The sequence below is a fragment of the Sinomonas sp. genome, from assembly GCF_036848755.1.
Lineage (GTDB): Bacteria > Actinomycetota > Actinomycetes > Actinomycetales > Micrococcaceae > Sinomonas.
This window is the reverse complement of sequence record NZ_DAIUJO010000003.1, coordinates 57,196-68,009: the sequence shown is the minus strand read 5'-3', so window position 1 is coordinate 68,009 and position 10,814 is coordinate 57,196. Positions and strand designations below refer to the sequence as shown.

Below are 10,814 nucleotides of genomic sequence, written 5' to 3'. Positions count from 1 at the left end.
ATCCGCAGGGTGAACACCCTGCGGATCTGACGGCGCAACCGGAGGGAGGTCAGCGGGCGGTGACCGCGGCGCCGTCGCGGGAGATCGCCACCATCTCCTCACGCGCGACGACCTTCACGCGCTCGCGCGCGACGGGGCCCTTGTGGGTCGGGGCCGGATCAGCGGCCTCGCCGAGGGAACGCTCGTGCGCGTCGAGGGCGAGCCAGCCCTCCCACGTCGTGTATTCGGTTCCGCGCTCCTCGAGGAGGGCGACGACGGAGTCCTCGGAAGGCTCGGCTGCGATCGGAAGGTCCTCGCGGGCGTCGAGCAGGTGACCGATGGTCTCGAGGGCGTCGCCCTTCGTGTGGCCGATGAGACCCACGGGACCGCGCTTGATCCAGCCCGTCGTGTAGACGCCGGGCACGAACGCGCCGTCGGCATCGAGGACGCGGCCGCCGTCGTTCGGCACGACGCCGCGACGGTGGTCGAACTCGACCCCCGGGAGCAGCGAGCCGAAGTAGCCGATCGCGCGGTACACGGCCTGGACCGGGTACTCGACGATCTCCCCCGTGCCGCGGGCGTTGCCCGTGCCATCGAGCTCGGTGCGCTCGAAGCGGATCCCGGCCACCTTGCCCGGGGTATCGGCCGAGTCGACGATCTCGACCGGGCTGTGCAGGAAGTGGAGGTGCAGGCGGCGCGAGGCGGTGAGCTCCTCGAGGTCCTCGGGCTGCTCGGCGATCCAGTTCGTGAGCGTGCCGACCATCGTCTTGACCTGGTTGTTGGTCTGGATCTCGCGGTCCGAGGCCTCGTCGAACTCGAAGTCCTCCGGGTACAGGACGATGTCGACGTCGTGCGAGTGGGAGAGCTCGCGGAGCTCGAGCGGGGTGAACTTGACCTGCGCCGGGCCGCGGCGGCCGAACACGTGCACGTCCGTGACGGGCGATTCCTTGAGGATCCGGTAGACGTTGTCCGGAATCTCGGTGACGAGCAACTCGTCGGCGTGCTTGGAGAGCACCCGGGCGACGTCGAGCGCGACGTTGCCGTTGCCGATGACCGCGATCTCCTTGGCATCGAGCGGCCACTCGCGCGGGACGTCCGGATGTCCGTCGTACCACGAGACGAAGTCGGCCGCGCCGAACGAGCCCTCGAGCTCGATGCCGGGGATGTTGAGGTCGGCGTCCTTGATCGCGCCGGTCGCGAAGATCACGGCGTCATAGTGGCGGCGGAGGTCCTCGAGCGTGAGGTCCGTCCCGTAGTCGACGTTGCCGAAGAAGCGGATGTCACCCCGGTCGAGGACCTTGTGGAGCGCGTTGACGATGCCCTTGATCCGCGGATGGTCAGGAGCGACGCCGTAGCGGATGAGGCCGTAGGGCGCGGGATAGCGGTCGAAGAGGTCGATGCTCAGCGTGAGCTCGCCCGATGCGACGGGCGCGCTCTTGGTGAGCAGATCGGCGGCGTACACGCCGGCAGGACCGGAACCGACGACGGCGATCCTCAGCGGACGGGCGCCCGTACCGCGGGCTGGGGCGGAGTTGGTGTTCGACACAGGTATGTTCCTTTTGGCTTCGGTCGGGGTCAGGGGGTCGGGCGGGCGGCTGCCGCGTTTCGCGGGCTGGCTGTCACTGGGCTTCGAAAGGACGACGGCGCGTACGGGCTCACGCGGACGACGTCGCCCACGACGATCACGGCGGGGTTCGCGACGCCGACCCGTTCGGCTTGGTCCACGATGGTCTCGAGCGTGCCAATCGTGACGCGCTGCCGCTCGGTCCAGCCGCTCTCGACGATCGCGACCGGGGTTCCGCCCGGCAGACCGCGGGCGCGGAGGTGGCGGACTGAGGATGCGAGGCGGCGGACCCCCATGAGCAGCACGATCGTGTGGTCCGCTCGAGCCGGCAGCTCGGAGAGTTCCTCGTGCCCCGTCACCACGCTGAAGCCAGTCGCGAGCCCGCGGTGCGTGACCGGGATGCCTGCCGCCGCGGGCACGGAGATCGCGCTCGTGACGCCGGGGACAACCTCGACGTCGACGCCGTGCTCGCGGCAGAACTCGGCCTCCTCGCCGCCGCGGCCGAGGACGTAGGGGTCGCCGCCCTTGAGCCGCACGACGACGTTGCCCGCGCGCGCCTCGTCGACGAGGATCCGGTTGATCTCGTCCTGGGTCGCTTGGTGCGCGCCCGGGGCCTTGCCGACCTCGATGACGCGCACCCCCTCCCCGAGCTCGTCGAGGAGCGCACGCGGCCCGAGCCGGTCCGCGACGACGACGTCGGCCTCCGCGAGGAGCTGGCGCCCGCGCACGGTGATGAGTCCTGTCTCGCCCGGTCCGCCGCCGACGAGCGCAACCCGCCCTGCGCCGGCGCGATGCCTGCGCAGCGGGAGACGGCCGGTCTTGAGGGCGAGCACGATCGCGTCCTTGAGGGCCTTGGCGCGGCGCGGGTCTCCCCCGGCATTCACCGCGACGGTGACGTCGTCGACGCGCGCCGACGCCGGCGTCCACGCGGCCGAGGCCTCGTGGTCGCCCGCGTTGACGCACCAGATGCGCTGAGCCTCGGCCTCGGCCGCAACGCGCGAATCAACCGACGGCACACCGGTCGCGGTCTGCGCGAACCAGACGCCGTCCAGATCGCGCGTCTCGTAGCCGCGGCGCACCCACGTCACGAGGCCCGCCTCGGCGAGCCGCGCGACGTCGTCCGCTGCCTCCGGCGCGACGACGGTGACGATCGCGCCCGCGTCGAGGAGCGCCTGCGCGCGGCGCCCCGCCACGCGCCCGCCCCCGACGACGAGGACCGGCTTCCCGAGAAGCCGCAGCGAAGTGGGGAAGAGGTCGCGGCCGGTCATCGCGCCGCCCCCACGAGGAGGCCGCGCCGGCGCAGGAGCCTCCGCTCGACCGGCCCGAACACGAGCAGCTCGATGAGGATGCCGACAGCGAGGATCGCGATGATGGCACCCATGACGATGCCCATGTCGCTCAGCGTACGGCCCTGATCGAGGAGCGAGCCCAGGCCGAAGCCGAGGCTCCCGCCCACGGCGATGATCTCGGCGGCCATGAGCGAGCGCCAGGAAAACGCCCACCCCTGCTTGAGGCCCGCCACGTATCCGGGGAGCGCGGCCGGGAGCACGACCTGGAGGGCGAGTTCGAGGCGCGACGCGCCGAGGACCTTCGCTACCGAGCGGTAGTGCGGCGGGATCTGGTCGACGCCCGCGATGAGGCCGTTGACGATCGACGGGATCGCACCCATGAGCACCACGAAGTAGACCGTGCCGTCGGTGAGGCCGAACCAGATGATCGCGGCGGGCACCCACGCGACGGACGGCAGCACCTGGAGGCCCGAGATGAGGGGGCCGAAAGCGCGGCGGAGCGGCCGCACCTGCGCGAGCAGGAGGCCCAGCGGGGTGCCGATGACGATCGAGACGGCGAAGCCGAGGAGCCCGCGCATCAGGGAGGTGCCGACCGCCTGCTGCACCTGGCCCTCCTGCCACAGCTGGCCCAGGCTCGCGGCGACGTCGAGCGGACCCGGCATGAGGTCCGCCCGCTTGAGCCCGAGCGAGGCCGCGATCTGCCAGGAGAGAAGGACGACGACGACGGCGCCGAGCGGGAGCACGACCCGGCCCCAGTCGCGGCGGCGGTGGGAGGACTCCGACTGGAGCTCGTCGAGGCCTGCCTCGAGGGCGCGCAGCTCCTCGGTCTCGCTCTTCAGATCCAGGGTCCGGTCGAGCTCGGTCACGTTACTTGCCATGGCGGCGGATCTCCTCGCGCAGGCGGGCTGTGATGTCGGCCGTCAGGGCGGCGGCGGCTGCGGCGTCGTCCTTCACGGCGCCGGGCACATCCCACTCGCTCACCACGCGGCCCGGGCGGGAGGAGAGGAGCAGGACGCGCTGCCCGAGACGGACGGCCTCGCGCACGTTGTGGGTGACGAAGATGATGGTCCGGCCCGTCTCGCGCCAGATCCGGGTGAGCTCCTCATGGAGGAGGTCGCGCGTGATGGCGTCGAGCGCGGCGAACGGCTCGTCCATGAGGAGGACTTCACGGTCCTGGCTCAGGGCCCGGGCCAGAGCAACGCGCTGGCGCATGCCGCCTGAGAGCTCGTGGGGGCGCTTGTCGGCGGCCTCGCCGAGATGCACGAGCTCGAGGAGTTCGGTGGCGCGCGCCCTGCGCTCGGCCTTTCCGATGCCGCGCAGCCTGAGCGCGAGCTCGATGTTGCCGCGGGCCGTGAGCCATGGGTAGAGGGCCGCGTCCTGGAACATGAACGCGGCTCCGTCTGCCGGGACTTCGAGGGCCCCCGAACTGGGGCGCTCGAGGCCGGCGATGATGTTCAGCAGCGTCGACTTGCCGCAGCCCGAGGCGCCCAGCAGGGCCACGAACTCGCCCGCGTCGATGGTGGCGTTCACGCCGTCCAGCACGGGGGCGCCGTCGCCGAAGCGTTTTCCGAGGTTCTCCAGCAGTACCGACACGTCTTGCTCCTACTCCTGGCCCAGCCCGGCCGCACTGACCTTGGTTTCGCCCGGAAGGCGGTTGAGGATGCTCAGGTCGAAGAGGCCGTGCAGGTCGGCGGTCTTTGAGACGCCCGCGTCGACGCCGTCCTGGAGCAGTTTCGGGTATGCACCGGCCAGAGGGTCGGTCGTGAACGTGATGTTGTCGAGGGCGCGTTGGACGACGTCCGTGGGGAGGGCCTGCCCCGCCGCCGCCCTGAGCCCGTCGTTGACCGCCTGGACCTTCTGCGTCGCGCTCGTCTTGTTGAGCCAGTCGATCGCGGCGGCGTCGCCCTTGACGAGGGCCTCGACCGTCTGCGGGTGGTCGGCCGCGAACTTCTTGTTCACCACGAGCACCGTGGTCGGGAACAGCCCGGGCCTTCCGGTCTGGGAGCCGTCCCAGAGGGTCTTCTCGTCGACCAGGACGTGCGCGCCGGCCTGGAGCACGAGGCGGGACGCCCACGGCTCGGGAAGCCACGCGCCGTCGAGCTTTCCGGCCTGGAAGAGCTTGAGCGTCTGCGCGTTGTCCGTCGGGTCGATGATGACGTCGCCCGAGCCGTTCGGGGTGGTCTTGTAGCCCTGCTTGGCGAGCCATGCGCGGAGCGCGACGTCCTGCGTGTTGCCGAGCTGGGGCGTTGCGAGGGTCTTGCCCTTGAGGTCCGCGGCAGAGTTGATGCCCGGGCGCACGACGAGCTGCGCGCCGCCTGCGGCGACGCCCGCCACGACGACGACGGATTGGCCCTTGCTCTGCGCGAAGGAGTTGATGGCCGGGTTCGGGCCCACGTAGGCAGCGTCGATGGCGCCGGCGTTGAGCGCCTCGATCTCGGCAGGGCCCGCGCTGAAGACCTGGGTGGTGAGGCTGCCGGTGCCGGCTGCCTTGAGGGCGTTGCCGATCAGGCCCTGCTGGACGCCGACGACGGCGGGAGCGTGGGTCACGTTCGCGAAGTACCCGAGCCGGAGCTGCGCTGCAGGGGTGCCTGTCTGGGCGATGGCGGACTGGCTCGGCTGGCTCGGAGCCTGGTGGGCGTTCGCGGTCGCGAGGGCGGCGCCGGCGCCCAGGAGGAGGACGACGGCTGCTCCGATGCCGATCGTGAGGCCGCGGCCGCGCTTGGACTGGGTCGCGTCGCTCTCGGCGGTGATGCGCACGCGCTGCGGCGTCTCCGCGTCTGGGGTAGGGCTCTTGCTCATGGTGAGTCCTCGGGTCTCGCTGAAAAGGGTCGGAAGGTCGGGTGGGGGCCTAGCGACGAGCCCGACATCGGGGCATTCGCCCTGCGCTGACGAGGCGGTGGGTGCGGACCATGCATTCCAGCGTAGGGAGGGGGAATCGGGGCCCCAACAGCCCGGTCACGGTCGTTCACCGTACGTCATGCGGCGTCACACACGAGGAGAAGGGACCGTTTCTGCCAAACAGCGCCCGCCCCCGTGAGGGTGGCAGGCGCCGTCGTGGTTCCCATCGAAACGATGGGCCTAGATCCAGTACCTCTCGTCCTCGGTATCCCCGGGGTGCTCGCGGACCATCCCTGCGGCGAGGGTCGCTCCATCCTGCGGGTCGATGACGAGGAACGCTCCGGTCCGCCGATGCCCCGCATAGGGCTCGAGCGGGAGCGGGGCGGCCAGGCGAAGCTGAGCCTCGCCTATGTCGTTGAGCTCGAGGCCGGAGGCGGGGGTCACCTCGAGGGAGTCGAGGTCCAGGCGTCCCGTGACGGAGCGAACCAGGGCCCGGACCGTCGACGTCCCGTGCTTCACGAGGACCTTCGCGCCCTCGCGCAGCGGCTTGGTCGAGAGCCAGCAGAGAGAGCCGTACAGGTCGGCCGTGCTCTCGGGCAGCGTCCCAGCGGCGGCGATCGTGTCGCCGCGCGCGACGTCGAACTCGTCGGCGAGGCGCAGCGCGACGGACAGCGGCGCGGCTGCTTCCGCGAGCGAGCGGCCAGCGACGTCGATTCCGACCACCGTAGTCTCGCGCGCCGCCTGACCCGGCGTGACGACAGCGACCCGGTCGCCGACGCGGACAATGCCCTCGGTGACCTGGCCCGCGTACGCGCGGTAGTCCCGGAACTCAGCGTCCGAAAGGCCCGGAGCCAGTGCGCCCTGCGGCCGGATGACGGTCTGGACGGGGAAGCGGAATGGCTCCTGGGAGTCGGCCAGTTCGTCCGTGCTCGGCAGCCCCTCGAGCAGCTCGATCAGGGTCGGGCCGGTGTACCAGGGCGTGCGGCCGGAGCGGTCGACGACGTTGTCGCCGTCGAGCGCGGACACCGGGACGGCAACCGCCTCGCGCAGGCCCAGCTCCCTCGCGGCCCTCTCGACGTCGGCTGAGATCGATGCGAAGACCGCCTCGGAGAAGTCGACGAGGTCGATCTTGTTGACCGCGACGACGACGTGCGGCACGCGCAGGAGCGCCGCGACGGAGAGGTGCCGCCGGGTCTGCTCGAGCACGCCCTTGCGCGCATCGATGAGGAGCACGACCGCGTCGGCCGTCGAGGCTCCCGTGACCGTGTTCTTCGTGTACTGCACGTGGCCGGGGCAATCGGCGAGGATGAACGTGCGGCGGTCGGTCGCGAAATAGCGGTAGGCGACGTCGATCGTGATGCCCTGCTCGCGCTCGGCCCGGAGGCCGTCGGTCAGCAGGGCGAGGTCGAGGCGGCGAGTGCCTTCGGCGTTGTCCCCGCCGAAGCCGCGTGCCTCCGAGGTGCGGGCCACGGCGTCGAGCTGGTCGGCGAGGATCGCCTTCGAGTCGTGGAGCAGGCGGCCCACCAACGTGGACTTGCCGTCGTCGACCGAGCCGGCGGTGGCAAACCGGAAGAGCGTTCCCTGCTCGAGGGTTGCCTCAAGAGCGGCAGTCATCAGAAGTACCCGTCCTTCTTGCGGTCTTCCATGGCCGCCTCGGAAATCCTGTCGTCGGCACGGGTCGCCCCGCGCTCGGTGAGCGTGGAGGCCGCCACCTCGCGCACGACGTCGGCCACTGTGAAGGCGTCCGAGAGCACGGCGCCGGTGCACGACATGTCGCCCACGGTGCGGTAGCGCACGGTGCGGACGACGACGTCCTCCCCCTCGCGCGGAAGGCTCACCTCACCCACGGCGCGCCACATGCCGTCGCGCTGGAACACCTCGCGGTCGTGGGCGTAGTAGATGCTCGGCAGCTCGATGCCCTCGCGCTCGATGTAGCGCCAGATGTCGAGCTCGGTCCAGTTGCTGATCGGGAACGCGCGCACGTGCTGGCCCACGGTGTGGCGGCCGTTGTAGAGGTTCCACAGCTCGGGCCGCTGGTTGCGCGGGTCCCACTGGCCGAACTCGTCGCGGAGCGAGAGGATGCGCTCCTTGGCCCGGGCCTTGTCCTCGTCACGGCGGCCGCCGCCGAACACGGCGTCGAACTTGTTCGCGGCGATCGTATCCAGCAGGGGCACGGTCTGGAGCGGGTTGCGCGTCCCGTCGGCTCGTTCCTGGAGCTCGCCCCGGTCGATGTACTCCTGCACGGAGCCCACCACGAGCTTGAGCCCGAGCCGCGCGACCGTCCGGTCGCGGAAGTCGAGGACCTCGGGGAAGTTGTGTCCCGTGTCCACGTGCAGCACGGGGAACGGGATCTTCGCCGGCCAGAACGCCTTCGCCGCGAGGTGCAGCATGACGACGGAGTCCTTGCCGCCGGAGAACAGCATCGCGGGCCGCTCGAACTCGGCGACGACCTCGCGGATGATGTGGATCGACTCGGCCTCGAGGGCGTCGAGGAGACCGAGCTGAGTCGCTCCGGCGTTTCCGGGCGATGCCGCCTCCGGGGTCACGGGGGCCGCGGCGGTCGTAAGAGCGCTCATACGTGGAGTCCGCATTCTGTCTTGTCGGTGCCGGACCAGCGGCCGGCTCGGGGGTCTTCTCCTGGGGCTACGGCGCGGGTACACGGCGCGCAGCCGATGGAGAGGAACCCCTGGGCAAGGAGGGGATTGACCGGCAGGAGGTTGTCCTCGGAGTACTGGACGAGCTGGTCGAACGACCACGGTGCGACCGGGTTGACCTTGACGAGGCCGTTCTTCTCGTCGTACGTCACGAGGGGCGTGTTGGTCCGCGTGGGGGCCTCGTCGCGGCGCACGCCGGTGAACCACAGCTCGTAGCCCGCGAGGGACCGGTGCAGGGGCTCGACCTTGCGCAGGGCACAGCACCGGGCTGGGTCCCGGGAGAAGAGGTCCTTTCCCTCGGCGGCGTCCTGCTCGGCGACCGTCTGCTGCGGCAGAACGTCGACGATGTTCACGCGGAGGTTCTCGGCGACGTCGTTCCTCGTCTTGTACGTCTCCGGGAAGTGGTAGCCCGTGTCGAGGAAGAGGACGTCGACGCCCGGCAGCTGCTCCGCGACGAGCGCGGGCAGCACGGCGTCCGCCATGGAACAGGCGACGGCGGTTGCCTCGGTGGCGAAGTTCCTCGCCACCCAGCCGATCACCTCGTCCGCGGTCGCGTCCCAGCCGAGCTCCGCAGCGCCGGACTCGGCGAGCGCGCGCAGCTCCTCAGGAGATCTCTTGCTCATTGGAGCGCCTCCTCCTCGGCCGCAAGGGCCCACTCGGCGAAGCTCTGGTTCTCGTCGGCGCGCTCGGCGAGGTAGCGCCTGGTCACGCGCTCGACGTAATCGGGCAGGTCTTTGGTCGTCACCTTGAGCCCCCGGACGGTGCGGCCGGTGCCTGCCTCCTCGCGCGTCTCCGAGGCGAGGCCGCCGCCGAGATGCACCTGGAAGCCGGGCGTCTGGCCGCCGTCGCCGTCGGGCAGCAGCTGGCCCTTGAGGCCGATGTCCGCCGTCTGGATGCGGGCGCACGAGTTCGGGCAGCCATTGATGTGGAGAGTCAGCGGCTTGAGGAGCTCGTTGGCCGGGGCGCCCGTGCCGCCCTCGGGCGAGAACCGCTTCTCGAGCTCGGCGATCGCCTCGGTCGCCGTGTCCTTCGTGTCCACGATGGCGAGCTTGCAGAACTCGATTCCCGTGCACGCGATCGTCGAGCGCCGCCAGGGGCTCGGGTTCGCGTAGAGGCCCAGTTCCTCGAGCCCGGCCACGAGCGAGTCGACGCGGTCCTCTTCGATGTCGAGGACGACGACCTTCTGGTGCGGCGTCGTGCGGAGCCGCTGCGAGCCGTGCGCCTCGACGAGGTCGGCGAGCTGCAGCAGGACGTCCCCCGACACGCGGCCCACCGTCGGAGTCGCGCCGACGTAGAAGCGCCCGTCCTTCTGGCGGTGCACGCCCACGTGGTCGCCCGGGGTCGTCGGCTTCTCGGCGGCGGGCCCGTCGGGGAGCGGCGTCGCGAGGTACTCGGTCTCGAGCACATGCCGGAACTTCTCGGCACCCCAGTCGGCCACGAGGTACTTCAGACGCGCGCGGTTGCGGAGCCGCCGGTAGCCATAGTCGCGGAAGATGCTGGTCACGCCGGCCCACACCTCCGCCGCACGCGCGGGCTCGACGAAGGCGCCGAGGCGAACGGCGAGGTGCGCCGACGTCGAGAGGCCGCCGCCGACCCACAGGTCGTAGCCCGCGCCGAGCTCCGGGTGGACCACGCCCACGAGGGCGAAGTCGTTGATCTCGTGGACCACGTCTTGGCTCGGGTGGCCCGTGATCGCGGTCTTGTATTTGCGCGGGAGGTTCGCGAAGCTCTCGTCGCCGATGTAGCGGTCCGCGATCTCGCGGATCTGCGGGGTGGGGTCCAGGATCTCGTCCGCAGCGATGCCGGCGACCGGCGAGCCGAGGATGACGCGCGGGACGTCGCCGCACGCTTCGGTCGTGCGCAGGCCGACCCCCTCGAGTCGGCGCCAGATCTCGGGGACGTTCTCGATCTCGACCCAGTGCAGCTGGATGTTCTGACGGTCCGTGATGTCTGCGCTGCCGCGCGCGAAGTCCCGCGAGATGCCGCCGATCACGCGCAGCTGTTCGGTGGTGAGGGCGCCGCCGTCGATCCGCACGCGCATCATGAAGTAGCGGTCTTCGAGCTCTTCGGGGGAAAGCGTCGCCGTCTTGCCGCCGTCGATCCCCGGCTTGCGCTGGGTGTAGAGCCCCCACCAGCGGAAGCGGCCGTGGAGATCGGTGGGATCGATCGAGTCGAAACCGCCCTGGGCGTAGATGTTCTCGATGCGCTCGCGAACGCTGAGGCCACCGTCTTCCTGCTTCCAGGCCTCATTGCCGTTGAGCGGCTCGGTCCCGTCGATCTTCCACTGCCCATTGGGCTTGGAGGATCTCTGTCGCGCCGCCCGTTCCGAGTCCTGGCCAGGACGCTGGTCGGGTCGCTGCCCGGCGCGGGCAGCCCCGGAACGCGCAGTGAGGGCTGTGTCAGTCATGATTCGAGGGTACGGATCGCCCCGGGCGTGTCCCCAGAGAGGTGCAATGCGATGTCACCGGGGGACACATTTCTTCGTATTCG

At 70.7% G+C, this 10,814-nt stretch carries 9 protein-coding genes; all 9 read right to left on the bottom strand.

The genetic code is table 11. The features are described 5' to 3' along the window. Positions 1 to 49: 49 nt before the first annotated feature. The gene (locus V7053_RS01055) at positions 50 to 1,525 is read right to left on the bottom strand and encodes an FAD-dependent oxidoreductase (RefSeq protein ID WP_334170406.1); all 1,476 of its coding nucleotides are present in this window, start codon (positions 1,523 to 1,525) and stop codon (positions 50 to 52) included. Positions 1,526 to 1,554: 29 nt separating this feature from the next. Next, positions 1,555 to 2,811 carry a uroporphyrinogen-III C-methyltransferase gene (cobA, locus tag V7053_RS01050; protein WP_334170405.1) on the bottom strand — a complete coding sequence of 419 codons (1,257 nt, stop codon included), beginning with the start codon at positions 2,809 to 2,811 and terminating at the stop codon, positions 1,555 to 1,557. Next, a complete protein-coding gene (locus tag V7053_RS01045; protein WP_334170404.1) occupies positions 2,808 to 3,710 on the bottom strand; it encodes an ABC transporter permease in 903 nt (300 codons plus the stop codon). Before V7053_RS01045 ends, cobA begins: the two co-directional genes overlap by 4 nt. Then, a complete protein-coding gene (locus V7053_RS01040; protein WP_334170403.1) occupies positions 3,700 to 4,425 on the bottom strand; it encodes an ABC transporter ATP-binding protein in 726 nt (241 codons plus the stop codon). Before V7053_RS01040 ends, V7053_RS01045 begins: the two co-directional genes overlap by 11 nt. Positions 4,426 to 4,434: 9 nt before the next feature. Next, positions 4,435 to 5,631 carry an ABC transporter substrate-binding protein gene (locus tag V7053_RS01035; RefSeq protein ID WP_334170402.1) on the bottom strand — a complete coding sequence of 399 codons (1,197 nt, stop codon included), beginning with the start codon at positions 5,629 to 5,631 and terminating at the stop codon, positions 4,435 to 4,437. A 279-nt stretch (positions 5,632 to 5,910) separates the two neighbouring features. Further along, on the bottom strand, positions 5,911 to 7,284 hold the full coding sequence (locus V7053_RS01030) for a sulfate adenylyltransferase subunit 1 (RefSeq protein WP_334170401.1): 1,374 nt from the start codon (positions 7,282 to 7,284) through the stop codon (positions 5,911 to 5,913). After that, the gene (gene cysD, locus V7053_RS01025; protein ID WP_334170400.1) at positions 7,284 to 8,246 is read right to left on the bottom strand and encodes a sulfate adenylyltransferase subunit CysD; all 963 of its coding nucleotides are present in this window, start codon (positions 8,244 to 8,246) and stop codon (positions 7,284 to 7,286) included. The genes V7053_RS01030 and cysD overlap by 1 nt, the downstream gene beginning before the upstream one ends. Further along, a complete protein-coding gene (locus tag V7053_RS01020; protein ID WP_334170399.1) occupies positions 8,243 to 8,947 on the bottom strand; it encodes a phosphoadenylyl-sulfate reductase in 705 nt (234 codons plus the stop codon). Before V7053_RS01020 ends, cysD begins: the two co-directional genes overlap by 4 nt. After that, positions 8,944 to 10,731 (bottom strand): nitrite/sulfite reductase, encoded by a 1,788-nt coding sequence (locus V7053_RS01015; RefSeq protein ID WP_334170398.1) that lies wholly within the window; start codon positions 10,729 to 10,731, stop codon positions 8,944 to 8,946. The genes V7053_RS01020 and V7053_RS01015 overlap by 4 nt, the downstream gene beginning before the upstream one ends. Between the last annotated feature and the right edge of the window lie 83 nt (positions 10,732 to 10,814).